Genomic DNA, 25,395 nt, shown 5'->3' with positions numbered 1-25,395 from the left:
CAACATTCGGACTTGTCCGATGCGACATTCGATGCCTGGGCCACGCTTACCGATATTGGTCCGCACCACACCAGACCGGCGGCTTGCTGTTTGAACTCCGGGGAAACGTACGTCGTTGCTTGCTCATCAGACACCTCTTCATGGCGACCATTCTCGCCTAAATCAGCGTCCGGATTCATTAGACCACTACACAGCGCAGTCAAAAACGCCGCATACCTAATAATTGATTAACCACGAGCGCGAGCAATGGGAAGTGCTCAAAGGGTTTGTGGGAAATAGCGAGGGACCAGTTGTGCTTCAGAAGCCGGTTCCAAAGCTGCTTTCTTTGGTTACTTTCTTTGCAGCAGCAAAGAAAGTAACCCCTCCGCCGGGCAGGCGGCTACTGCAAAGGACCGCAAGAAACCAGAGCAACTTCCCCGAAGAAAAAAAGCGCCCCAACCAGATACAAAAACCAAAGTCAGCCGAAACCCAAAAAAATCACTTACACAAAACTCGCGCATGATGCGCAACATGCTCCCCCACGAACGTGGAAATAAAAAAGTATCCATGATCGTACCCATCGTGCTTACGCAAGACGACCCCTCGATGCCCCGCCTCCCGAGCATTCCGCTCGAAAACATCCGGAAAAAGCTGCCCGTCGAGAAACTGATCCGCAAGTCCTTGATCGATCAAGATCCCGCCATCGAAACGCGAAGCCGCATCGCCGATAACGAGTTCGCTGGCATCGTATAGCTTCCACGCTTCGCGATTATCACCAAGATATCCGGAGAAAGCCTTAACGCCCCAGGGACACAAAGACGGCGCGGCAATTGGCGCAAACGCCGACACCGAGCGATAAAGATCAGGATTACGCAACGCGAGCACGAGCGCACCATGCCCACCCATCGAGTGCCCGAAAATGCCAATCCGGTCCTCGCGCAACGGCAGCTCTCGCAAAACCAGTTCACGCAACTCCTGCGTCACATACGAATACATCCGATACCGCTCGGCCCAAGGCGCCACCGTCGCATCGACATAAAAACCCGCGCCAACGCCAAAATCCCACGCATCGGATTCGCCCGGAATACCCGCTCCTCGCGGGCTCGTATCCGGCGAAATCAATGCAATGCCATGCTCGGCGGCGTAACGTTGCGCACCGCCCTTGATGGGAAACGTCTCTTCGGTACAAGTCAGGCCGGCAAGATAAAACAACGCCGGCACGCGCGAATGGGCAGCCTGCGCGGGCAGAAAAACCGAAAAGCGCATCGGCAGGCCAATCACGTCCGACTGATGCCGGTAAATACGCTGCACGCCATCGAAACAACGGTGTTCTTCGACGAGTTCGAGCATGGCTGCATCCTCTATCAATAGATCACGACGGAACGAATGGACTCGCCCTTCTTCATCAGGTCGAAGCCTTCGTTAATACGTTCAAGCGGCAAATGGTGCGTAATCAGATCGTCGATATTGATCTTGCCTTCCATGTACCAATCGACGATCTTCGGCACATCCGTGCGTCCACGCGCGCCGCCGAATGCCGAGCCCTTCCATTCGCGCCCGGTCACGAGCTGGAACGGCCGCGTGCTGATCTCCTGCCCCGCCGCCGCCACGCCGATGATGAACGACTGTCCCCAGCCCTTGTGCGTGCATTCGAGCGCCTGACGCATCAGCTTCACATTGCCCACGCATTCGAAGGAATAGTCCGCGCCGCCATCGGTGAGTTGCACGATATGGTCGACCACGTTCTCCACTTCGTTCGGGTTGATGAAGTGGGTCATGCCGAACTTCTTCGCAAGCTCCACGCGCCCCGGATTGATATCGACACCGATAATCTTGTCCGCGCCCACCATCTTCGCGCCCTGGATCACGTTCAGGCCGATGCCGCCCAGCCCGAACACGACGACGTTCGCGCCCGCTTCGACCTTCGCCGAATACACGACCGCGCCCACGCCGGTCGTCACGCCGCAGCCGATGTAGCAAATCTTGTCGAAAGGCGCGTCCTCACGCACCTTTGCGACGGCGATCTCCGGCACCACGATGTAGTTCGAAAACGTCGACGTGCCCATGTAGTGAAAGAGCGGCTTGCCGTCGATGGAAAAGCGCGAGGTCGCATCGGGCATCAAGCCCTTGCCCTGCGTCGCGCGAATTGCCTGACAAAGATTGGTCTTGCGCGAGAGGCAGAATTTGCACTGACGGCATTCCGGCGTATAGAGCGGAATGACGTGGTCGCCCTTCTTCAGCGTGCCGACGCCCGGCCCGACATCCACGATCACGCCTGCGCCTTCGTGGCCGAGAATCGCGGGGAACAGGCCTTCGGGGTCGGCGCCCGAGAGCGTGTAGTAGTCGGTGTGGCAAATGCCCGTCGCTTTCACTTCGATCAGCACTTCGCCCGCGCGCGGGCCTTCGAGATCGACTTCCTCGATGGTGAGCGGCTTGCCTGCTTCCCATGCGATTGCTGCTTTGGTCTTCATCGTTCAAGGCTCCTGATGTCGTTTGATAGGGATTAGCGGATCACGTTCAGCGCTTCGTAGCATGCGCCCATCGTGTGATAGTCGGTCTTGCCGGCGGGGCTTTTCTCGTCGTTGTACTGGCGGTTATCGCGCGTGAGGATGCGATACCACGCGCCGTACTTGTGATCGACGAAATGCGCCCAGCTATAGGTCCACAAACGGTCGTAATCGTTCCAGTAGCGCGTCGCGGCGGCGCTGTCGCTATCGCGTTCGGCGCGATCCGCGAGCAAGGCCGCGGCCGCGAACGATTCCGCCTGCACCCAGAAGTACTTGTCCTCGTCATAGAACTTGCCGTCGGGGTCGAAGCCGTAGACCATGCCGCCGTGCTCGTCGTCCCATGACAGTTCCATCGCGCGATCGAAAAGCTCACGCGCACGCGCGACATGCCACGCTTCCGGACGATGCCGGTCGAGAATCATCAGCAGCTTCGCCCATTCGGTCTGATGTCCCGGCTGAAAACCCCAAGGCCTGAAGATGTTGCTGCGATCGCCCTTGTTGTAATCCCAGTCGACAGACCAGTCCGGCTTGTAGTGCTCCCACACGAGCCCGCCCGCAAGCGCTGCCTGACGGTTCACCATGTTGTCGGCGAGGAGCGCCGCGCGGTCGAGATAGCGCGCTTCGCCGGTCGCCTCGAAGGCGGCGAGAAACGCTTCGCACGTGTGCATGTTGGCGTTCTGGCCGCGATAGTCCGACACCTTCCAGTCGGCGCTCGCTTCGTCCTTGTACAAGCCGTGGGCGGCGTCCCAAAAGTGCGTCTCCATTAGTTGCCAGGTTTCGTCGAGATAGGCGCGTGCTTCGTCGAAACCCGCTTCGATCGCCTTCGCATACGCAAGCACGACGAACGCAAGGCCATAACAATGATTCGTCGCATCGGTGACGTCGCGGCCGGAGAGCGTCCACGCGTAGCCGCCCGTTTGCGGGTTGTAGTGAAACTCGCGCAGATAGTCGATGCCGTGCTTCACGCCGCCGCGGTATTCGTCGAGGCCGAAGTGCTTGTGCGCCATCGCGTAGTTGAAGACGAAGCGCGTGCTCGACACGAGATGCCGCGACTTGCGGTCGTAGATCGTGCCGTTGTTCTTGTAGTAATGATAGAACCCGCCGTTCGGATCGAGACAGTGCGGGTGATAGAAGATCATCGTGTGCAGCGCGTGATCGAGCAGGAATTCGCGCGAGCGGAAAGCGGGTTGCGACGGTGCGGATGCGGACATGGCTGATTTCGATGTGGTCAGGGGCAGCTCATATGAAGCGGTTCTTCATGAACCGGACGGCGCGAACTTCGGTCGAGCGCAAAGTTTAAGCGGTAAAAGAAAAACGCGGCGCGGGGTCGGCGTGGGTTCGCTCTAGACATGGCACTTTGCGTAGCCGATGCCCCGAGCGCCCACGCTCAAAACCAGTCATGCGCGCGCTGGTACAGATCGATGAAGCGCGCATACCGCGTATCGAGTGCGGGGTTCGTTTGCGGAATCGCGACCCGTGTCGCGGATGGCGCGAGCGCGTGAATCTCGTCGATACGAAAGTGCCCCGCCGCGATGCCGCCGAGCATCGCCGCACCGCGCGTTGCCGCGTTCGGGCAATCGACGGCATGGAGTTCGGCTTGCAGGGAATCCGCGAGCAATTGCCGCCAGCGTGCATCGATGGAACCGCCGCCCGCAAGCCGCAACGATGTCAGCGGCGTGCCGTGCTGTCTGATGGCATCGAGTCCCGCACGCAATGCGAACGTCACGCCTTCGAAGGCGGCGCGCATCAACGTGCCGCGCGAATCGTTGAGACCGAGGCCGAGCCAGCCGCCGCGCGCTGCCGGGTTCATCCACGGCGAGCGCTCGCCGCTCAGGTACGGCAGGAACGTGACGGAGGCGCACGGGTCGGCGGCGAAGGCGGCGACGTAAGCGGCCGGCCACGATGCATAACCAAGCCAGCCGCGCACCGCTTCGAGCGCGACGCCCACGTTCTGCATGGCCGCCATGCGATACCACGCGCCGCTCGCCGCGCGATACGTATGCAGTCCGTACACGGGTGCGGGCGCGGCGTCGCACATCACGATGATCTGGCCGCCGGTGCCCGTGGTGAGAAGCGCGTCGCCGTCGGCGGTGAGTCCGCTGCCGAGCGCGGCGCATGGCGTATCGCCCGCGCCGACGGCGAGCGGAATGCCCGCGCGCAAGCCCAGTTCGGCCGCCGCTGCCGCCGACAGCGTGCCCGCCGTTGCATGCGATGCCGCGAGCGGTGCGAACCACGCGCGCTGCAAACCCAGCTTGTCGATGAGCGCATCGTCCCATTCGCCCGATGGCGCGGCGAGCGCCGTGGCGCATGCATCCGATGCATCCGTCACGAACGCGCCGCCCAGACGCGCGCGCAGCCAGTCCTTCGGCTGCAACGCCCAGCGCATCTGCGGGACAAGCGTGCTTTCATGCGCGACGAGCCAGCGCAACAGCGGACCGGCCATGCCCGGCGCGACGGGGTTTTGCTGCGGCTCGGGCCACGCATCGAGCAGATGGCTCGCGCGCGTGTCCGGCCAAAGCATCGCGGGGCGCAACGCGCGGCCGTTGGCATCGGCGGGAACGACGCCATGCATTTGACCGGAGAAGCCGATCGCGCGCACCGCCTGACGTTCGTCGACGGGAAGATGCGCGGCGGCATCGGCGAGCGCGGCGTACCAGGTATCGACGGAAGTTTCAGCCCAGCCGGGATGTGCGCTCGTGACCGAATAAGCACGGCTCGTCATGGCGACCTCGTGGCCGCGTTCATCGATGATGGCCAGTTTCAGCGAACCCGTACCGAGATCGATGCCTAAGAAACGCATGGGATTTCGTGCTTCGGAAGGAGTAAGGGAAAACGCGTAAATCGCGGGTTAACCCCGCCAATACGCGACGAGCATGAAAAACGGACTATACGCGCGCCGCCATGAACATCATAACGAGCACACGAAGATGGCGGCCTTTCGTCACACGACGGTTCTGCTTCGATAACCGCCAAACCCCTTGTAGCAAGGACTTCCGCGAAACGCAAACGATCCGGGCGCGCTAAATATATATCGGCGTGCGAACGCGGCGTATAGCGTCCCGTGGTCTTGTTCGCGCATTTTGATGCACTTACCGTGGAGGCCACACAAATGCCAAGGCATACAAGGAGAGAGACATGGCTTCGAACAAGGTGCATCCGGTGGACGAGCGTTTGCCGACAGGACAGTTACTGACACTTGGCATCCAGCACGTTCTCGTGATGTACGCGGGCGCGGTTGCGGTGCCGCTGATTCTCGGCGCCGCGATGAATCTGTCCAAGGATCAGATCGCGTTCCTCATCAGCGCCGATCTCTTTTCATGCGGCGTCGCCACGCTGATCCAGACGCTCGGTCTCTGGATCTTTGGCATCCGCTTGCCGGTCATCATGGGTTGTACCTTCGCCGCCGTCGGCCCGATGGTCGCCATCGGCACCAATCCTTCGCTCGGCATTCTCGATGTGTTCGGCTCGACCATCGCGGCCGGCGTGATCGGCATCGTGCTCGCGCCGATGATCGGCAAGCTCCTGCGTTTCTTCCCGCCCGTCGTGGTCGGCACGGTGATCGCGGTGATCGGCTTGTCGCTGATGGGCGTGGGCATCAACTGGGCGGCGGGCGGTGTGGGCAATCCCGACTACGGCAATCCCGTTTATCTGCTGCTGTCGCTCGTCGTGCTTTCGCTGATTCTGCTCATCAACAAGTTCGCGCGCGGCTTCATCGCCAATATTTCGGTGCTGCTCGGCATTGTCGCGGGCTTCGTGATCGCCGCCATGCTCGGCCGCGTCAACATGGACGGCGTCGCGCACGCCCCGTGGGTCGGCGTCGTGCTGCCGTTCCACTTCGGCTTGCCGCACTTCGACGCGCTGTCGGTGGCGACCATGGTCATCGTCATGTTCGTGACCTTCATCGAATCGACCGGCATGTTTCTCGCGGTCGGCGATCTCGTCGATCGTCCGGTGGATCAGAAAGCGCTCGTGCGCGGCCTGCGTGTCGATGGCCTCGGCACGCTGATCGGCGGCGTGTTCAACTCGTTCCCGCATACGTCGTTCTCGCAAAACGTCGGGCTGATCGGCGTGACGGGCGTGAAGAGCCGCTTCGTCTGCGCGACCGGTGGCGTGATTCTCGTCGTGCTCGGCCTCTTTCCGAAGATGGCGCAGGTCGTTGCATCGGTGCCGCCGTTCGTGCTTGGCGGCGCGGGCATCGTGATGTTCGGCATGGTCGCGGCGAACGGCATCAAGACGCTGTCGCGCGTGGACTTCTCGACGAACCATCACAACCTGTTCATCGTCGCGGTGAGCGTGGGTATGGGCATGGTGCCGGTGGTCGCACCGAAGTTCTTCACGCAACTGCCGCATGCGCTGGAGCCGATTCTTCACAGCGGCATCTTGCTGGCTTCGGTGTCGGCGGTGATTCTGAATATCGTGTTCAACGGCGTGCGCAAGGAGCGCGATGCGCGCCGCGAGATTCGCGAGGCCGCACACGAGTTCGACGGCGCGGCTCATGCGCGTGAAGCGCAGTAAGAGCAGATTCCTGTAGTGCTTGCGTTGAGCGCCGCGGTGTAAGCCGCGGCGTTTTTTTACGTCGCGCAAGAACAGCAGGCGCTGTTTCGCACGATCTCAACCCGCCGATGCCGCAACCGGCGCATCTGCCTCGCGCGGCATGTCTCCCGTATGCTCGATCCATCCGCCGCCGAGCGCCTGATACAAGCTCACCAGATTAGACAAACGCTCAGTGCGCGCCGTGATCAGCATCTGCTGTGTCGAATACAGATCCTGCTGCGCTTCGAGCACGCCGAGATAGCTATCGACGCCCTGCTTGTAGCGCAATGTCGAAAGATCGAGACGCCGCTGCTGTGCGCTCACTTCGCGCGTGAGCGCCGCGATTTGCTGATCGTAAGTGCCGCGGGCCGCGAGCCCATCGGCGACTTCGCGGAAGGCCGACTGAATGGCCCTCTCGTACTGCGCAATCTCGATCTTCTTCTGCACGTTCGCCAGATCGAGATTGGCCATGTTCTGACCGCCTTCGAAGATCGGCAGCGTGATGGTCGGCGCGAAACTCCATGCTGCCGAACCCGGCTTGAACAACCCGCCGAGCGACGGACTCAGCGTGCCGAAACTGCCGGTGAGCGAAATGCTCGGGAAGAACGCCGCGCGCGCCGCGCCGATGTTCGCGTTCGCCGCCAATAAATTCTGCTCGGCCTCCATGATGTCCGGACGGCGCGTCAGCAGATCCGACGGCACACCCGCCGGAATATCGGTCAACAGGTGCTGATCGTCGAGCGGCATGCCGCCCGTCATCTCGGCGGGCATCGGCTCGCCGAGCAACAGCACGAGCGCATTGACGGCTTGCGCGCGTGCGCGCTCCTGCGCCTGGAAATTGGCCGCCGCGCTTTCGACCACGGTCTGCGACTGACTCAGTTCCAGTTCCGATGCCGTACCGTTATCGAACTTGAGCTTGTTGATACCGTATGAATCGCGCGCGGTCTTGAGCGTCTGTTGCGTGACTTGAAGCAGGTCGTCAGCCTCCAGCACTTGCAGATACTGTGTCGCCACTTGGGACACGAGCGATAACTCCGCTGCCTTGCGTGCGTACGCCGTTGCAAGATACTTCGCGAGCGCCTGATTCCTGAGACTCTGCACGCGGCCGAACAGATCGATCTCCCATGCGCCGTTCAACCCGACCGAATACTGATTCGAGATCGTCTGATCGAGAAACGACAGATCTTTCGGCGTGCGCTGCTTCGACTGGCCCGCTTGCGCGCCGATAGTCGGAAACAGTTCCGAACGCACGACACGGTAGTGCGCTTGCGCCGCCTGCACGTGGAGCACGGCGACGCGCAGATCGCGATTGTTCTTCAATGCGATATCGATAAGCTGCTGCAAACGCGCATCGACGAAGAAATTGCGCCAGCCAGTGTCGGCCGCGGCCACGCCGTTTGCATTGTGCGCGCCCGGCGGTTGCGTCTCGTACACACCGCCTGTCGGAAAGCTCGCTGCGACTGGCGGCAAGGGGCGCTCGTATTTCGGCGCCATCGTACAGCCGGTCGCGATCACGGACACGGCTGCTGCAATCAAAGAAACTCTACGCATCTCAATGTCCCTGCTTGCCCGTGCCGTTGCTGTTGCTGTTGCCCTTTCCCTCGCCGTGCGAGGCATTGGCACGTTGCCGTTCGTAGTGCGCGATCGCCGCGTCCGCGTCTTCCTTGTCGCCGCCGAAGCGCGCGCGCACGACGACGAAGAACATCGGGACCATGAAGATGGCGAGGAACGTCGCGGTCACCATGCCGCCGATCACACCGGTGCCAATGGCGTGCTGACTCGCCGAGCCCGCGCCATTGCTGATTGCGAGCGGCAAGGTACCGAGAATGAAGGCGAGCGAGGTCATCAGGATGGGACGCAGACGCAGACGCGCGGCTTCGAGCGCGGCCTCGATCGGTCCGATCTTTTCGGAGATCTGCAAGTCGCGCGCGAACTCGACGATCAGAATGGCGTTCTTCGCCGACAGGCCCACCGTGGTCAGAAGACCGACCTGGAAGTACACGTCGTTTTCGAGTCCACGCAAGGTGACGGCAAGCAACGCGCCGACCACGCCGAGCGGCACGACCATGATCACGGAGAACGGGATCGACCAGCTTTCATAGAGCGCCGCGAGACACAGGAACACCACGAGGATCGAAATGCCGTACAGAACCGGCGCCTGCGAACCGGATTGAATTTGCTGGAACGACAAACCCGTCCATTCGTAGCCAATGCCTGCCGGCAACTTCGCGGCGATGGCTTCGATGGCCTGCATGGCTTGGCCCGTGGAGCGGCCCGGCGCGGCCATGCCCTGGATTTCGACTGACGAATTGCCGTTGTAGCGTTCGAGCTTTGGCGAGCCGAAACTCCATCGGCCGGTCGCGAACGACGAAAACGGCACCATCGAACCGGCGTTGTTGCGCACGTACCAGCTATTGATGTTGTCGGGTGACATGCGGAACGGCGCGTCGCCCTGCAGATACACCTTCTTGATCCGGCTGTCGACATCAAGGAAGTTGTTGACGAACGAAGACGCCCAGGCGATCGAAAACGTCTGGTCGATATCGGACGCCGACACGCCTTGCGCAAGCGCCTTCTCGCGGTCGATGTCGACCTTGAACTGCGGCGTATCGTTCAAGCCGTTCGGGCGCACCTGCGCAAGCGACGGATCTTTCGCGGCCAGACCGAGCAGCATGCCGCGCGCTTCCATCAGCTTTTCGTGTCCCACGCCGCCACGATCCTCCAGTTCGAAGTCGAAGCCCGACGCGGTGCCGAGTTCGGGAATCGACGGCGGATTCACCGGAAATACGAGCGCATTGCGATAGCCCGCGAACTGTCCGAAAGTTCGGCCGACGAGCGCCTGCACTTTTTCGTCCGCGCTCTGGCGCTTGGCGAAGTCCTTCATGCGCACGAACACGAGGCCGGAGTTCTGGCCACGGCCCGCGAAGCTGTAGCCGTTGACCGTGAAGACGGACTCGACGATCCCGCTTTCTTTCTTCAAAAGATAGTTGGCCACGTCGTTCAGCGCGCGCTGGGTCATTTCCTGCGTGGAACCGGCGGGCGTGGACACGAGCACGAACATCGTGCCCTGATCTTCGTCGGGCAGGAACGCTTTCGGCAGCTTGGTGAACAAGAGGCCAACCACCGCGATGACCGCGAGGTATAACACGAGGAAGCGCCCCGAGCGACGAATCACACGCGCAACGCCGACCTGATACTTGTCGCGGCCCTTGTTAAAGGTCCGATTGAACCAGCCGAAGAAACCCGTGGTCTTTTCCTCGTGACCTTGCGGCAAGGGCTTCAGGATGGTCGCGCACAAGGCCGGCGTGAGGATCATCGCGGTCAGCACGGAGAGCACCATTGCCGAGACGATGGTCAGCGAGAACTGGCGATAGATCGCCCCGACCGAGCCGCCCGAGAACGCCACCGGCACGAACACCGCCGACAGCACGAGCGCCACGCCCACCAGCGCGCCGGTGATCTGGCCCATGGCCTTGCGCGTGGCTTCCTTCGGCGCAAGCCCTTCCTCGCTCATCACGCGCTCGACGTTTTCGACGACCACGATCGCGTCGTCCACCAGCAAGCCGATGGCGAGCACGATGCCGAACATCGATAGCGTGTTGATGGAAAAACCCACCGCCGCCATCACGCCGAAAGTGCCGAGCAGCACCACCGGCACCGCGATGGTCGGAATGAGCGTGGCGCGGATGTTCTGCAAGAACAGATACATCACGAGGAACACCAGCACGATGGCCTCGATGAGCGTCTTCACCACGTCGGAGATCGACTGGCGCACGAACGGCGTCGTGTCGTACGGATACTTTACGACGAGACCGGGCGGGAAGTACTTCGACAGCTCCTGTACCTTCGCGCGCACCGCGTCCGCCGTCGCCAGCGCGTTCGCGCCAGTCGCCAGATTGATACCGAAGCCCGCCGCCGGAGAACCGTTGTACTGCGTCTCGAAGTTGTAGTTCTCGCCGCCGAGACCCACCTTCGCCACGTCCTTCACCCGCACCTGCGAGCCGTCCTGATTCACCTTCAGAAGCACGTTGCCGAACTGGTCGGGCGTGCGCAGCAAAGTAGCTTCGGTGATCGTGGCCTGCATTGATTGGCCGGGCACCGCAGGCGTGCCGCCTAGCTGGCCGCCCGAGACTTGCACGTTCTGCGCCTTGAGCGCGTTCTGCACGTCGACCGGTGTGAGCTGGAAGTTGCTGAGTTTGTTTGGATCTAGCCAGACGCGCATGGCGTACTGCGTGCCGAACAGGCTCACCGTGCCCACGCCGTTGACTCGGCTGATGGGGTCCTGCAAATGCGACGCGACGTAGTTGGAGAGATCGTTGCGGCTCATGCTGCCGTCTTCGGAGACGAACGCGAGCACGAGCAGGAAGCTGTTGCTCGACTTCGAAACCGACAACCCGAGTTGCTGCACGATCTGCGGCAAGTTCGGTGTCGCCAGTTGCAGCTTGTTTTGCACCTGCACCTGCGCGATGTCGGGGTTGGTGCCCGCCGCGAAGGTCAGCGTGATGGTGGCCGTGCCGAAGTCATCGGAGGTGGACGAAATGTAGAGCAGATGGTCGAGCCCGTTCATCTGCTGCTCGACCACCTGCGTGACTGTGTTCTCGACCGTCTGCGCCGATGCACCGGGATACGTCGCCGTAATCTGGATGCTGGGTGGCGCGACCGTCGGATATTGCGCGACCGGCAGCGTCGAGATCGACGCGAGGCCCGCGAGCATCAGGATGATGGCAAGCACCCACGCGAAAATCGGGCGATCGATAAAAAACTTGGCCATGTGGCGTATCCTCCGTCCCTACGCGCCAGCAACGGCTGAAGCAGCCTTCGCGGGAGCGGCGGCCTGATTGTCGGAAGAAGGCTGCGTGGAAGGCCCGGGCGACTGAACCGTCACCGCTTTCACCGGCATGCCGGGACGCACCTTCTCGATACCCTCGACGATCACCCGGTCGCCCGCCTTCACGCCGCTGTCGACGACCCAGTTCTGCCCGACCATGCCGGAGGTCACGAGCTCGCGTAGCGCGACCTTGCCGTCGGTATCGACGATCAGTGCGATTGGCGTGCCCTTCTGGTCATGCGTGACGCCCGTGACAGGCACGACCAGCGCCTGCGGATTCACGCCCTCTTCGATACGCGCTCGCACGAACATGCCGGGCAACAACACGCGATCCTTGTTCTCGAACACGGCGCGCACGGTCACGGAGCCGGTGGACGGGTCGACGGTCACATCGGAAAACTGCAGGCGGCCCTGTTCGGGATAGACGCGGCCGTCTTCGAGAATCAGCGAAACCTTCGCGGCGTTCGGACCCGACGCGGTAAGACGCCCTTCCTGAATCTGGCGGCGCAGCTTGAGCCCGTCGAGGCTGGATTGCGTGAGATCGACATACACCTGGTCGAGCTGCTGCACGGTTGCCATGAGCGTGGCTTGCGCCGCTTGCACGTAGGCGCCCGGCGTGACCTGCGAGATGCCGATCTGGCCGGTCACGGGCGAGGTGACATCGGTATAGCCGAGGTCGATTCGCGCGGTCTGCACGGAGGCGCGAGCCTGTGCCACGTCGGCGGCGGCCTGACCGGCCGACGCAACAGCGTTGTCGTAGTCCTGCTTGCTTACCGCGTTCTCGGCGACCAGTACCTTGTAGCGCTCGGCTTGCGCATTGGTCGATGCGAGATTCGCCTCGGCCTTCGCAAGCGACGCTTTCGCGCTGTCCAGCTTGGCGATGTACGGCGCCGGGTCGATCTTGTAGAGCCGCTGACCAGCCTTGACGAGACTGCCTTCGGTGAATTCACGGCGCAGCACGATGCCATCGACGCGCGCACGCACTTGTGCATCGATGAAAGCGCTGGTGCGGCCCGGCAGTTCGCTCGTGACGGGCACCGCGACCGGCGCAAGCATGACGACGCCGACTTCGGGCGCATGCGCCGGCATGTCCGGATGTTTTTCACCGCATGCGGCCGCTAGCGTGACGACCGACAAAGCGCAGATGAGGCGGTATGGAATCCGTTCGAAACGCATGGAGCGACGACCTCTGTGGTTACCGGGATAAATAGATGAATAGATACGCGCGTCCTCGGTCGAGAACGGACGGAAAGAACGTCGTTGCCAATCGTCTTTTCGGGATACCTAATCTTCCCCATTGAATGAAGCCTGTGGCCAGGAAGCGCTTCGTCGATTGCAGCCCATTTGCAGTCCATTCGCAGCCGATTCACATGCAATCGCAACTGATTTGCGTGTCGATTAATGCCGATACGCACGCAGTTGCACAGGAAAGCTGACATGCCTTCAGCACGCAGGCACGTTGGAGGATGCCGATTATAGTTAGCGCGTCGATCAGTAACGCTAAACAAAGGTAATAATTTGCTGAAATTTGGCACGACCTGTCATCGCGCGACGCGTTTTCCCGGTACATTCAGTGTCACGCCGCGACGTGGACCATGGACGAAAAAAAGCCCGACACGAGGTCGGGCTCTTCACTGCATCATCCCACTATCAACCATCACGGACAGCTTGCGAAAGTGACTACCGAGCGCAACTTGCGAACCTCAACTCGCCGCGTCGGATGCCGCCTTCGGCGGAGTAGCCGAGCCGAAATCCGTGGGAGTGTCGGCCGGACGCGGGGCATCGCCGGAATGCTCGATCCATCCGCCGCCGAGATACTGATACAGATCGACGAGGTTGGTCAGGCGGTTCAGGCGCGCGCTGATGAGCGTTTGCTGCGCGTCATACAACGAGGTCTGCGCGGTCAGAACAGCGAGATAGCTGTCCACGCCATTGCGATAGCGCAGGTCCGACAACTCCAGCCGCCGGCTCTGCGAACTCACGAAGCGTTGCAGGGAGCGAATCTGCTCGTCGTACGTGCCGCGCGCGGCGAGACCGTCGGCCACTTCGCGGAACGCCGTCTGAATGGCCTTCTCGTAGTTGGCAATCTCGATGCGCTTCTGCACGTTCGCCAGATCCAGATTGGCGACGTTCGTGCCGCCCTCGAAGATCGGCACGCTGATCTGCGGTGCGAACGACCACGCCGCCGAACCCGGCTTGAACAATCCGCCAAGCGTGGGCGAGAGCGTACCGAAACTGCCCGTCAACGAAATGCGCGGAAAGAACGCGGCCCGCGCCGCGCCGATGTTCGCATTGGCCGCAAGCAAGCTCTGCTCGGCCGCCGCGATATCGGGACGGCGCGTGAGAAGGTCGGAAGGCAGACCTGCCGGAATGTCGGCGAGCAAGTCCTGCGCATCCAGCGGCATGCCGCCCGGCAGATCGTCCGGCAACGGTTCGCCCACGAGAAGCACGAGACCGTTTTCCGCTTGCGCACGCAGACGCGCCTGCGACTGCAGATTCGCCTGCGCCTGTTGCACCACGCCCTCGGACTGACGCAGATCGAGTTCCGAACCCGTACCGTTGTCGAACTGCAGCTTGGTGATGCGATACGACTCCTGCGCCGTCTTCAGCGTGTTCTGCGTGACGGTAAGCAGATCGTCGTAGGCAAGCATGGTCAGATACTGGTCCGCCACCGAAGACACCAGCGAGATTTCCGCCGCCTTGCGCGTTTCCGCGAGCGAGAAATACTGCGCGAGCGCCTGATCCTTCAGGCTGCGAATCCGCCCGAAGAAGTCGATTTCCCACGACGCATTCACGCCCACCGAATACGTGTTCGAGATGGTCTGATCGAAGAACGACAGGTTGCGCGGCGTGCGCTGCTTGCTTTGCGAGCCAACCGCATCGAGCGTCGGGAAGAGGCCCGCGCGCGTGATCTGATACTGCGCGCGCGCCGCATCGACGTTGAGCATCGACACGCGCAGATCGCGATTGTTCTTGAGCGCGAGTTCGACAATACGCTGCAGACGCGCATCGGCGAAGAAGTCGCGCCAGCCGATATCCGGCGCGGTCTGCCCGCTCGCGCTGCGGCTCTTGTCTGCCGCGCCTTCGGCAGTCGGCTGCGTGGCGTACACGCCGCCTTCCGGGAACGTCTGCGTGACGGGCGCGGCCGGCCGGTCGTACTTCGGCTCGAAGGTGCAGCCCGTGGCCACGAAAGCCACGGCGGCTGCGATCAACGAAAGTTTTAGCATTTCAATGTCCTTCCTTGCCAGAGCCCGCGGGCGCGCCGCCATGCGGACCTTCGATATCGCCGCCGGACGAACCCGGTGCCGGCATGTCCTTGCTCTTGCTGAACTTGCTGATCACGACGAAGAACATCGGGATCGTGAAGATCGCAAGGAAGGTCGCGGTCAGCATCCCGCCGATCACGCCGGTGCCGATTGCGTGCTGGCTCGCCGAACCCGCGCCGTTACTGATGGCAAGCGGCATCACGCCGAGAATGAACGCGAGCGACGTCATCAGAATCGGACGCAGCCGCAGACGCGCCGCTTCCATCGCGGCTTCCACCGTCGACATGCCCTGCATGCGCAACTCGCGCGCAAACTCGACGATCAGAATGGCGTTCTTCGCGGACAAACCCACCGTAGTCAACAGGCCGACCTGGAAGAACACGTCGTTTTCCAGACCGCGCAGCGTCGCCGCGAGCAGCGCGCCGAGCACGCCGAGCGGCACGACCATGATGACCGAGAACGGAATCGACCAGCTTTCGTACAGCGCCGCGAGACACAGGAACACGACGAGAATCGAGATGCCGTACAGAATAGGCGCCTGCGAACCCGACTGACGTTCCTGATACGACAGCCCCGTCCATTCGTAGCCAATACCCGCCGGCAACTTTGCCGCGATGGCTTCGATGGCCGTCATTGCCTGACCGGTCGATTTGCCAGGCGCGGCCGCACCCTGGATTTCCACCGCCGAGATACCGTTGTAGCGCTCGAGCTTCGGCGAACCGTAGATCCAGTCGGTGGTCGCAAAGGCCGAGAACGGCACCATCGTGCCCGAGGTGTTACGCACATACCACTTGCCGATGTCTTCCGGCGACATACGGAAGCGCGGCTCGGACTGCACGTACACCTTCTTGATCCGGTTATCCACGTCGAGGAAGTTGTTCACGTACTGCGACGCCCACGCGATCGAGAAAGTCTGGTCGATATCGGAGATGGAGACGCCGAGCGCATTCGCCTTCTCGCGGTCGATGTTCACCTTGAACTGCGGCGTGTCGTTCAGGCCGTTCGGACGCACCTGCGCGAGCACCGGGTCTTTCGACGCCATGCCGAGCAGCATGTTGCGCGCTTCCATCAGCTTCGCGTGCCCCACGCCGGCGCGATCCTCCAACTCGAAGTCAAAGCCCGACGCGGTGCCGAGTTCCGGAATCGACGGTGGATTGACCGGGAAGATCATCGCGTTCTTATAGGGCGCGAAGTGCATGAACATCCGGCCGACCAGCGCCTGCACCTTGTCGTTGCTCGCCTGACGCTGCGCGTAGTCCTTCATCCGCACGAACACGAGACCGGAGTTCTGGCCGCGACCCGCGAACGAAAAGCCGTTCACCGTGAAGACGGATTCGACGATCGCCTTCTCGTCGTTCAGCAGATAGTTCTGCACGTCGGCGAGCACACCGGCCGTGTATTCCTGCGTCGAGCCGGACGGCGCCTGCACGAGCACGAACATCGTGCCCTGGTCTTCATCGGGAAGGAACGACTTTGGCAGGCGCAGGAACAGCATGCCCACTGCCACGATCACGACCAAATAAATGATGAGCCAGCGCCCCGAGCGCCGGATCACGTGCTGCACGCCCTTGTGGTACTTGTCCTGGCTCTTGTTGAAGTTGCGATTGAACCAGCCGAAGAAACCCTTCTTCTCGGGCTGATGCCCTTCCGGATGCGGCTTCAGAATGGTCGCGCACAGCGCCGGCGTGAGCACCAGCGCGACCATCACGGACAGCACCATGGCCGCCACGATGGTGAGCGAGAACTGCCGGTAAATGGCGCCGACCGAACCGCCCGAAAACGCCACCGGCACGAACACCGCCGACAGCACGAGCGCCACGCCCACCAGCGCGCCCGTGATCTGGTCCATCGCCTTGCGGGTTGCGTCCCGTGGAGACAAGTGCTCCTCGGACATCACCCGCTCGACGTTTTCCACCACCACGATGGCATCGTCCACCAGCAAGCCGATGGCAAGCACGAGGCCGAACATCGACAGCACGTTGATGGAGAACCCGACCGCCGACATGATCGCGAACGTGCCGAGCAACACGACCGGCACGGCGATCGTCGGGATGAGCGTTGCCCGCAAGTTCTGCAGGAACAGATACATCACGAGGAACACCAGCACGATACCTTCGATCAGGGTCTTGACCACTTCCTCGATCGAAAGCCGCACGAACGGCGTGGTGTCGTACGGATACTTCACGACCAGCCCGTTCGGGAAGTACTTCGACAGTTCGTCGACCTTCTGGCGCACGAGCTTGGCGGTGTTGAGCGCGTTCGCGCCCGTTGCGAGCTGGATACCGAAACCGGCCGTCGGCGCACCGTTGTACTTGGTGTCGAAGTTATAGTTTTCGCCACCCAGATCGATACGCGCCACGTCCTTCAGGCGCACCTGCGAGCCATCCTGATTCACCTTCAGCAGAATGTTGCCGAACTGCTCGGGTGTTTGCAGAAGCGTCGCTTGCGTGATGGTCGCCTGCAACATCTGCCCCGGAACAGCCGGCGTGCCGCCGAGCGAGCCCGCCGCCACCTGCACGTTCTGCGCGGTGATGGCGGTCTGCACGTCGACCGGCGTCAGACTGTAGTTGGTGAGCTTGGTCGCATCGAGCCAGATACGCATGGCGTACTGCGAGCCGAACAGCGTGACCGTACCCACACCATCGATACGCGAAAGCGGGTCCTGAATTTTCGACGCCACGTAATTCGCGAGGTCGTACTTGTTCATGCTTCCGTCCTGGGACACGAACGCAAGCACTAGCAAAAAGCTGCTGCTCGACTTCGTGACCTTCGTACCGAGCTGCTGCACGACCTGCGGCAGCAATGGCGTCGCGAGCTGCAGCTTGTTCTGCACCTGCACCTGCGCGATGTCCGGATTCGTGCCCGCCGCGAACGTCAGCGTGATGGTGGCCGTACCCGAGTCGTCACTGGTCGAGGACAGATACAACAAGTGATCGAGGCCGCTCATCTGCTGCTCGATCACCTGCGTCACCGTGTTCTCGACCGTGCTCGCGGATGCGCCCGGATACGTCGCGCTGATCTGGATGGCAGGCGGCGCGATCGTCGGATACTGCGCAATAGGCAGCGTGAAGATCGACGCCATGCCCGCCAGCATCAAGATAATCGCGATCACCCACGCAAAAATCGGGCGATCGATAAAAAACTTTGCCATGAAACAGGCTCCCTGTTATTACGCGCCCGATGCGGCAGATGCCGGCGCCGCTTGCGCGCCGGATGCGTTGCCCGAAGCTGCGCCCGGCGCGGCTGCGCTCGGGCCCGTGGCGCCGCTCGCGCTGTTGGCGTTGTCGGGTGTCGCGCCCGCGCCGGATGCCGCCGGCGCCTGACCGGCCGCCGCGCCCGAGGCCGGCTGTGCGGGCAGTTGCGCCGCGACCGGCTTCACTTGCATACCGGGCTTCGCCTTTTCCACGCCGTTCACGATCACGCGGTCGCCCGGATTCAAGCCACTGTCGACCACCCAGTTGTTGCCGAACGTGCCACCGGTGACGAGCTGACGCAGTTCGACCTTGTCGTCCTTGTTGACGACGAGCGCGGTCGGCTGGCCCTTCTGGTCATGCGTGATGCCGATTTGCGGCACGACGAGCGCCTTGTCGTTCGTGCCTTCCTCGATACGCGCCCGCACGAACATGCCCGGCAGTAGCACGCGATCCTTGTTGTCGAAGATCGCGCGCACGGTGACCGAACCCGTGCTTTGGTCGACGCTCACATCGGAGAATTGCAGCTTGCCCTGCTCCGGATAGACGCGGCCGTCTTCCAGCACCAGCGACACCTTCGCCGCGTGGATGCCCTGAGTCTGCAAACGCCCGTCCTGAATCTGACGACGCAGCTTGAGGCCGTCGACGCTCGATTGCGTCAGATCGACGTAGATCGGGTCGAGCTGCTGCACGGTGGTGAGCAGCGTCGCCGCGCTCGCCTGTACATACGCGCCCGGCGTGACTTGCGACAGACCCGTGCGGCCGGTGATCGGCGAGACCACGTCGGTGTAGCCGAGGTTGATCTGCGCGGTATCGACGGCGGCCTTGCCCGCGGCGACATCGGCGACGGCCTGGCCTTGCGCGGCCACGGCGTTGTCGTAGTCCTGCTTGCTCACCGCATTGGCCGCGACCAGCACCTTGTAGCGCCCGGTCAAGGCGTTCTGCGACGCGACGTTCGCCTGCGCCTTGGCGAGCGTCGCCTTGGCGTTGTTCAGTGCGGCGATATACGGCGCCGGGTCGATCTTGTACAGACGCTGACCTTGCTTGACTTCCGCGCCTTCGACGAACTCACGGCGCAGGACGATTCCATCCACCCGCGCGCGCACTTGCGCGACCAGGAACGCGTTCGTGCGGCCCGGCAATTCGGCGATGACCGGCACGCTGGTCGGCTGCACGGTGACGATGCCCACTTCGGGCGTTTGCGGCGGAGGTGCTGACTGTTTTTGTCCGCAGGCAGCCAGGAAAACGGCAGCCGTCGCGGCGGTGATTAAGCGGAATGGAACCCGTTCGACGCGCATGGAGCGACCTCTGTCTAAGACTGAGAGTGAAGTTGGGTGCGCGACGGCCTTCCCCGGGCGATGCCGCGCACAAGCGTCGCAAGACGCTGACCAATAACCAAGCAGTGAGACCAGTGAGCGCAACGACCGGCCAGTGGCCGGCTCGCTTGCCTGTATTCCTGCCCGTGCGCGGCGCTATGCAAGCGCCGCCGATGGCCAAGAGGACGGCCAGAACGGGCAATCGAAATGAAAGCTTGGTCGGATAGTACTCGCCCTCTCCAGCTTGGGCTATCGGTCGACGGGTGGTATTGTATATACATTCACGAATGAATGTAAAAAACTGAGACAGCGATCCGTCGGCAAGGCGTAGCGAAATCGCCTCGACGGAATCGATTACGTTCGACAAACCTTCGACAACCGGCCTTCGCCCGGTCGAACAGCAAGGCAGGAGCAGACGGCCAACGGCCGCAGAATATGGTCAGACGAACCAAGGAAGAAGCACAGGAGACACGCAACCGCATCCTCGACGCGGCGGAGCGCGTCTTTTACGAAAAAGGCGTGTCGCGAACGACGCTCGCGGATATCGCGCACGCCGCGGGCGTCACGCGCGGCGCGATTTACTGGCATTTCGCCAACAAGGGCGACCTCTTCAACGCCATGTTCGACCGCAGTCTTCTTCCGCTCGACGAACTCGTGGAAGCGACGCTCGACGGCAAGGAGCCTGACCCGCTTGCGCGCATCCGCGAAATCTTCATCTGGTGCATGCGCAGCATCACGGCCGATGAACAGCGCCGCCGCGTCTTCGACATTCTGTTTTTGAAGTGCGAGTTCGTCGAGGAAATGGGACCGGTGCGCGAGCGCCATCAGAACAACATGCGCGACGGCATGGAGCGCATCGAGCGTGCGCTGCGTAATGCCATCGAAAAGAAGCAACTGCCAGCGGCGCTCGACACGCGACGCGCCACCACGCTGTTGCACGGGCTTTTCACCGGCATCCTGCACGATTCGCTGATGCTGCCCGGAAGCGTCGATCCGGAACACGACTCCGAAGCCGTCATCGATGCCTGCTTCGACGCCTTGCGGTGCAGTCCGGCCTTGCTCAAGAACGCCGGCTACCCCGAGCGTTCGATGCCCGCCTCATTGCAGGCCAACGTACTCTGCGAAGAACACAAAGAGTCCGACGCAAACTAGCATCGCGAGCCACGCCCAGGCGAGCAGACCGAACACGCGCGGTGCGCCCGCGCCATCGCGACTACGGCGCACGAGGCCATGCGCGGCCAGACGATGACGCAGCACATTGGTCGCGGCGCCATCGACGGAGGTTCCGCCCATCGCGCGAGCGGTCGCGCCGCCGCGACGCGAGAACGCCGCCGACATCGAACCCGGTCGCAAGAAGAGATGCCGGCGCGGCACGGCTCCCTGTTCCGCACGCGCCGATGGCAAACCGTATTTCGCCCGCACGACTTCGCAGAATTCGGCGAAAAAGTCGTCGGCTGCTTCGTGCAGCGCGTTTTCGATCTGCCGTGGCGGCAATGCGGCGAGCGGCCCCGAAACCGTCGCCCAGACCGTATATTCGATCCACGTGTCCGCGCCACCGTCCTCCGCGTTCACCGCGACGGCTATCTGACCGCGCAACGAACCCACGCCTTCGCCGCGGGCCTTGAAACTGAGCGTGCTGGTGTCGTCGTCGATTTCTTGGCTTTCGTCGGCCTGCGCCAGACGCCTGCGACGAGCAATGTGCGCGCGAATTTCGTAACGCGCGCGCAAGGCGCCGATCGGCATGACGAGCGTCAACACGTACTCGCCGCTCGGCGTGAGCGTAAAGGACTCGCAATTATCGAGACTCGCGCGCAACAGCGTGAGATCGCTCAACGCCGCCTTCACATGCGCCGGATCGAGCGGAACGCGCAACGCTTCGGTGACTTCCATCCGCTTCTCCGGGCAAGGACCGCGATCTGGCTATTGCGTTTCGGCTCGCGCGCCTCGAGTTCGGCGCTTTTATTCGACGCCCTGCCTAGGAAGTCACGTCGATACGATCGACGCGCGATGGATAAAACGCGAGGTATCCGCCGATCTGCCGCGCGCTTTCGAGCGGCGCCTCGTAACTCCAGGCGGCGTTTTCGACCAGACCTTCCTCGGTCATCAGATGGTAGTGTGTGGCCTGCCCCTTGAACGGACAGTCCGATGTATGGATGGAGCGTTGCAAGCGCGCCATGTTGACGTCGGCGCGCGGGAAATAGTGCACGTCGTCGGCGCCCGTTTCGGAAAGCGTCACGGCTTCGTGCGTGTCGGCGTAGGTGACGCCCTGGTGAATCACGCGGCAGCGCCGTCCGTTCGGCGCGATCTCGATCCGATGCGCCGCTTCATGCCCGTCGTTCAGATCCGTGCTCATCGTGGGCCCTCCGGCCTCTGCCGAATTTGCGAGGCGCGTTGGACGCCTCGTCACCAAAAAAAGCCACGAGCGTGCTGCCCGTGGCTTCATTATGAGACAAACTCTGGTCGCCGGGTGGACGGGATTTCGCCCGGACCGGCGGGAATTATCGTTACTGGATGCTCCAGTGAAACGCCGCCTTTGCCTTGCCCGGTCCGGAGACATTGACCGACTGCTTCTTCTCCTGATCCTTGTACTTGGCGTAGACCGTGTAGCTGCCCGCCGGCAGCTTGACAAGCATGTAAGGTCCCATGGAATCGGTGCTCAGCACTTCGCCGCCTTTGCCGCCGACGATCCGCACGTGCACGCCCGACAAGTAATCCGCGGTCGGACCCGTAAAGCGCAGCGATAGCGGCCAATGCGCTTGTTCGCGCTGCAAGGCGTGCGATTCGTCGAGGCCGACGCCGCCCGACGTGTAGGACACGTCGCCTTGCTGTTCGATTTGCGGCAGTCCGCCGCCGTTTTCGTTGCCCGCGCTCGACGTATCGCTCGTGCCGGCACTCGATGCCTGCGCCCATGCGGCGCCTGCCATTCCAGCCGAAAGCGCCGTCACCAGCAACGCGGTCGCCAGTTTTCCCGTGGTCTTGCTCATCATTATGTTGGCTCCTTTATTCGATGCCGCGGCATGCGAACACACCGACGACGCCACGCCCGATGCGTCTTTTCCACGCGATGGGGCACCGAGTGGGGTGTAGAGCATGCTTTGTGCCTGCGCGTTCGGGCGGGGTGTTGTTGATCGTGCGGTGGAACGCGCTTGGTGGAATGATGCGAAAGCCATTGCAGAACGTGCTATCCATTGCGCGTTTGGAAAAGCACGCCGGACGACTCAGCGACGCTAAGCGCCATTCATGCCGCATGCGCAAGCGCGTTTCGGAGCGACGCGAACACGCCACTCCGAACCGCACGACGCGCATCGACGTACACCATCAGCCAAGATCGACCGGCACGAAAATCTGCGCATTGTCCCGCTGGATCAGCAGCGCGATGCTGTCGCCCGCGTGCGAGATCATCGTCTTCAACTGCTGCGCCGTCGTGACGGGCTGGCCGTTGACCGCGAGAATCACGTCGCCTGCCTGGATACCCGCATTCGCCGCCGCGCCGTTCGATTGCTGCACGAGCAAACCGCGCGACACCGAGCTTTCCTGCTTCTCTTCCGGCGTGAGCGGGCGCACCGCGACGCCGAGGCGCGCGTCCTGTGCGGCGGCGCCGCCATCGTCGTCGCCCTTCACGTCAGCGCTTGCGGTCTTGGCGTCCTTCAGCGCGCCGATCGTCACGGTCAGATCCTTCGCGCTCTTGTCGCGCCACACCTGCACCTTCGCCGATGTGCCCGGCGAAAGACCCGCGACTTGCGACGGCAACGAGGTCGAATCCGTCACCTGCGTGCCGTTCAGCGAAAGAATCACGTCGCCGGGTTGCAAGCCAGCCTTCGCGGCCGGTCCGCCCGGCTCGACCGAACTCACGAGCGCACCTTGCGGCGACTTCATGCCGAACGAATTGGCGAGCGTCTGATTTAGCCCTTGCACCGTTACGCCGAGCCGGCCGCGATCGACGTGACCCGTTTTGATGAGCGCGTCCTTTACCTTGATCGCCTCGTTGATCGGGATGGCGAACGAAAGCCCCTGGAAACCGCCCGTCTGCGAATAGATCATCGAGTTGATGCCGATGACTTCGCCTTGCAGATTGAAGAGCGGCCCGCCCGAATTGCCCGGATTCACCGGCACATCGGTCTGGATGAACGGCGTGTAATTCTCGTTGGGCAGCGCGCGCGACTTCGCGCTGATGATGCCGGAGGTCACCGTGTTGTCGAAGCCATACGGCGAACCGATGGCAACCACCCACTGCCCGACCTTGCTGCCGTTGGGATCGCCTATTTTCACCGTGGGCAAATCTTTCGCGTCGATCTTCAGCACCGCGACGTCCGATTGCTTGTCCGCGCCAACCACCTTCGCCCGATATTCGCGCTTGTCCGTGAGCTTGACGGTGACGACATTCGCGCCATCGACCACGTGCGCGTTGGTGAGAATGTAGCCGTCGTTGCTGACGATGAAACCCGAACCCAGCCCTTCGCTCGGACGGTCCGCGCCGGGACCCGCGCCATCGCCGCCGCCCATGCCGGGCACGCCGCCATAAAAGCGCTTGAAGAACTGATAGAACGGATCGTCGGGGTCCATCGGCACTTGATTCGCGTTGCCGCGTCGGGCGGACGTTTGCTTCACGACATGCTTCGCGCTGATATTCACCACGGCCGGACCATACGTTTCGACGAGGCCGGAGAAATCGGGAACGCCGGTCTTCGCCGCGGCTTCGGCAGGCATCAGCGCGGCTTGCGCGGGCGCGATGACCTGCGGCGCAGGCACGTTGTTATGGCCGGCCACGTAGCCCGCCGACAAGGCAACGGCGACCGCTGCTGCGACGGCGCTGCGTGTGAGAATCTTCGCTTTCATCGTGTGTGCTCCTGACGGGTTGCGCTTGAGAAGGCGCCATTGGATGAACGAAGATTACGGGGTGTCGCTTAAAGCTTTCTTAAGGTGCGTAAAAATGCAAAAAGGGCGGCTACCCTTTCGGATAGCCGCCCTGCTTACTGCCTTATCGATGCTTCGTGCTTCTGGTTTGGTCTCGCTCGCGAACCGCGCGCTTAGAACTCGTAGCCGACTTGACCGCGCACGCCTGCGTCGCCGTGCGGCGTGATCGAGGCTGCAGCGTTGACGAGCCAGCGGCTGTCACGCGAACGGTAGGTGCCGCCAATGCCCATGGCCGTATAGCCCTTGTAGTTCGCGACACCGGCTGCGACCACGGTCTTGCCCGGCTGACTCGGCGTCAGGTTCGGCATGGCCATCGCGGCGGCGATACCGGAAAATGCCTGACGAGCTACCGTATCGACGTTGCTTTGAACTGCGTTCAACTGGTTCATGTTGACACCGTCGGTACCGTTGATGCCCGGCGCGACGTTCGTCAGGCGACGTTCGTTGCCCTTCGAGCCGATCGAGACGGTGTTGTCTTCGTCCGCGACAGAACCGCTACCCAACGCGACGGAGTTGTTACCCGTTGCCTTCGAGCCATTTCCGAGGGCGGTCGAGTCGGTGCCGGACGCAACAGCGGGGGTGTCGGTCTTTTGCGAAGCGACCGTTGAAGCAGCGCCTTCGACGTTGCTCAATTGCTGCGCCAGACTCGAAACGTTTTGGTTCGTTTGATAGAGCTGCGAGCCGTTGACTGCGTCGGTACTGTCGGCGCTCAAGGCGCCAGCCGATACGCCGGTCACCGTACGCGTGCCATCGGTGCCCGTCATGTCGACGACCGTGCCGCCCGTGTCCTTCGCGACGGTGATGTTTTGCGTCGTTGCGTCTTGACGCACCAGACCGACGTTGCCGCTGGCGATCTGTTGA

At 62.3% G+C, this 25,395-nt stretch carries 16 protein-coding genes and 2 pseudogenes; 2 read left to right on the top strand and 16 right to left on the bottom strand.

The genetic code is table 11. The annotated features are described in order from the left end of the window. Positions 1-477 precede the first annotated feature (477 nt). From fghA to NCT04_RS02910, 4 genes are all read right to left on the bottom strand, one after another. Complete coding sequence (gene fghA / locus NCT04_RS02925; RefSeq protein ID WP_250463361.1) at positions 478-1,329, bottom strand: S-formylglutathione hydrolase; 852 nt, start codon at positions 1,327-1,329, stop codon at positions 478-480. 14 nt (positions 1,330-1,343) lie between these two features. Further along, positions 1,344-2,450 carry an S-(hydroxymethyl)glutathione dehydrogenase/class III alcohol dehydrogenase gene (locus NCT04_RS02920; protein WP_244827166.1) on the bottom strand — a complete coding sequence of 369 codons (1,107 nt, stop codon included), beginning with the start codon at positions 2,448-2,450 and terminating at the stop codon, positions 1,344-1,346. 32 nt (positions 2,451-2,482) lie between these two features. Then, on the bottom strand, positions 2,483-3,697 hold the full coding sequence (locus tag NCT04_RS02915) for an AGE family epimerase/isomerase (protein ID WP_250463359.1): 1,215 nt from the start codon (positions 3,695-3,697) through the stop codon (positions 2,483-2,485). Between the two features lie 176 nt (positions 3,698-3,873). Next, positions 3,874-5,286, bottom strand: coding sequence for a xylulokinase (locus NCT04_RS02910; RefSeq protein ID WP_250463357.1), 1,413 nt, complete (start codon positions 5,284-5,286; stop codon positions 3,874-3,876). A 335-nt stretch (positions 5,287-5,621) separates the two neighbouring features. Here NCT04_RS02910 and NCT04_RS02905 point away from each other — a divergent pair, with 335 nt between their 5' ends. Continuing rightward, a complete protein-coding gene (locus tag NCT04_RS02905; protein ID WP_250463355.1) occupies positions 5,622-7,001 on the top strand; it encodes a nucleobase:cation symporter-2 family protein in 1,380 nt (459 codons plus the stop codon). Positions 7,002-7,097: 96 nt separating this feature from the next. Here the strand turns inward: NCT04_RS02905 and NCT04_RS02900 are convergent, their stop codons facing one another. From NCT04_RS02900 to NCT04_RS02875, 6 genes are all read right to left on the bottom strand, one after another. Further along, entirely contained in the window at positions 7,098-8,570 is a 1,473-nt protein-coding gene (locus NCT04_RS02900) for an efflux transporter outer membrane subunit (RefSeq protein ID WP_250463353.1), read from the bottom strand. 1 nt (position 8,571) lies between these two features. Next, positions 8,572-11,790 (bottom strand): efflux RND transporter permease subunit, encoded by a 3,219-nt coding sequence (locus NCT04_RS02895; protein WP_250463350.1) that lies wholly within the window; start codon positions 11,788-11,790, stop codon positions 8,572-8,574. Between the two features lie 18 nt (positions 11,791-11,808). Then, positions 11,809-13,023 carry an efflux RND transporter periplasmic adaptor subunit gene (locus tag NCT04_RS02890; protein WP_250463347.1) on the bottom strand — a complete coding sequence of 405 codons (1,215 nt, stop codon included), beginning with the start codon at positions 13,021-13,023 and terminating at the stop codon, positions 11,809-11,811. A gap of 527 nt (positions 13,024-13,550) precedes the next feature. Continuing rightward, positions 13,551-15,074, bottom strand: a complete 1,524-nt coding sequence (locus NCT04_RS02885; protein WP_250463344.1) for an efflux transporter outer membrane subunit — start codon at positions 15,072-15,074, stop codon at positions 13,551-13,553. Position 15,075: 1 nt separating this feature from the next. Beyond that, a complete protein-coding gene (locus NCT04_RS02880; RefSeq protein WP_250463341.1) occupies positions 15,076-18,264 on the bottom strand; it encodes an efflux RND transporter permease subunit in 3,189 nt (1,062 codons plus the stop codon). An 18-nt stretch (positions 18,265-18,282) separates the two neighbouring features. Further along, positions 18,283-19,602 carry an efflux RND transporter periplasmic adaptor subunit gene (locus tag NCT04_RS02875; RefSeq protein WP_244827160.1) on the bottom strand — a complete coding sequence of 440 codons (1,320 nt, stop codon included), beginning with the start codon at positions 19,600-19,602 and terminating at the stop codon, positions 18,283-18,285. Between the two features lie 453 nt (positions 19,603-20,055). On the opposite strand from NCT04_RS02875, the gene NCT04_RS02870 reads away from it, so the two are divergent. Next, a complete protein-coding gene (locus tag NCT04_RS02870) occupies positions 20,056-20,772 on the top strand; it encodes a TetR family transcriptional regulator (protein ID WP_244827159.1) in 717 nt (238 codons plus the stop codon). Here the strand turns inward: NCT04_RS02870 and NCT04_RS02865 are convergent. The 6 genes and pseudogenes from NCT04_RS02865 to NCT04_RS34840 form a co-directional block, all read right to left on the bottom strand. Next, complete coding sequence (locus NCT04_RS02865; RefSeq protein ID WP_250463338.1) at positions 20,719-21,510, bottom strand: SRPBCC family protein; 792 nt, start codon at positions 21,508-21,510, stop codon at positions 20,719-20,721. The two genes, NCT04_RS02870 and NCT04_RS02865, sit on opposite strands and share 54 nt — an antisense overlap. A gap of 85 nt (positions 21,511-21,595) precedes the next feature. Continuing rightward, positions 21,596-21,973: a DUF427 domain-containing protein gene (locus NCT04_RS02860; RefSeq protein ID WP_250463335.1), complete on the bottom strand. Its 378-nt coding sequence runs from the start codon at positions 21,971-21,973 to the stop codon at positions 21,596-21,598. 151 nt (positions 21,974-22,124) lie between these two features. After that, entirely contained in the window at positions 22,125-22,607 is a 483-nt protein-coding gene (locus NCT04_RS02855) for a peptidase associated/transthyretin-like domain-containing protein (protein ID WP_250463332.1), read from the bottom strand. A 331-nt stretch (positions 22,608-22,938) separates the two neighbouring features. Beyond that, the gene (locus NCT04_RS02850) at positions 22,939-24,456 is read right to left on the bottom strand and encodes a DegQ family serine endoprotease (protein ID WP_244827155.1); all 1,518 of its coding nucleotides are present in this window, start codon (positions 24,454-24,456) and stop codon (positions 22,939-22,941) included. A gap of 191 nt (positions 24,457-24,647) precedes the next feature. Next, positions 24,648-25,091 (bottom strand): annotated as a pseudogene (locus NCT04_RS34845) (YadA family autotransporter adhesin); the annotation flags it as partial. 92 nt (positions 25,092-25,183) lie between these two features. Beyond that, a pseudogene (locus tag NCT04_RS34840) lies at positions 25,184-25,268 on the bottom strand (hypothetical protein); the annotation flags it as partial. Positions 25,269-25,395 lie beyond the last annotated feature (127 nt).

The organism is Caballeronia sp. GAFFF2, from assembly GCF_023631485.1.
In the GTDB taxonomy this organism is placed as follows: domain Bacteria; phylum Pseudomonadota; class Gammaproteobacteria; order Burkholderiales; family Burkholderiaceae; genus Caballeronia.
This window is presented reverse-complemented; position numbering and strand designations above follow the sequence as displayed.